General features: G+C 39.9%; 1 protein-coding gene. It reads right to left on the reverse strand.

Features of this window, described 5'->3' with window-relative positions; translation table 11 throughout:
• Positions 1-14: 14 nt before the first annotated feature.
• Positions 15-719: outer membrane protein (locus H7N69_RS07800; RefSeq protein WP_187885371.1), on the reverse strand; the 705-nt coding region annotated here is incomplete at its 5' end.

Raw genomic sequence — 719 nt, forward strand, 5'->3', positions numbered from 1 at the left:
TTTAAAGAGGGTTTTTAGTAAGCAAACACATAATTGAGATACACGCTATAGAGCCTTCTGTATTCTAGTTTAGCGCCCATGAAAGAATAGTAGCTGGTGTTGATCGTGGGGATTTTAAAACCTAGTTCAATGCCATGCTGAGCGGCATGATCGCTGTCTTTTTTCTTAGGCCTAGCGAGATTCATTCTCAAGCCCAAATCAAACAAAAATTGGAAATTAGAAGTGCTGACATTAGCGTTATAAATGCCATTCATCATGGTCAAATTCACTTGTTGGGAATTAAGCCACGAAGTCCCAGCTAACGCAAAGCCTCCAAAAAGCCCCACAGAAAGCTTGTTGTTCTTGCCTAAGAAATTGGTGTTTTTATCGTTGATGAAGTTATAAAGTGCATCCATTCCCACTCCATAAGTCCACACATCAGAAGCCGAGTTAAAAAAATTAGATTTGATATAAGCATGGTTATAATCAAAGAAACCATAATACCTTAACCCCCAATTCCTTTTTTTACCAAAGAATTGCTTATAGCCCACTTGCACGCCGATGCCATTCATTGCACCGTTATTGTTTTGATAGTCAATCACGCCGATGCGCCTAAAGGGGTTTTTGCCTAATTCTTGCGTGATGGTTTGGAGCTGGTTGTATTTGTTGGTATCCAAAGAATAAGTGAGCAGACCTTCTGGGGAATTAGGGTTTTGAGTGGAATGCGTCATGTTTTGAAG

It is taken from the genome of Helicobacter pylori, assembly GCF_014497725.1.
GTDB classification, from domain to species: domain Bacteria; phylum Campylobacterota; class Campylobacteria; order Campylobacterales; family Helicobacteraceae; genus Helicobacter; species Helicobacter pylori_DE.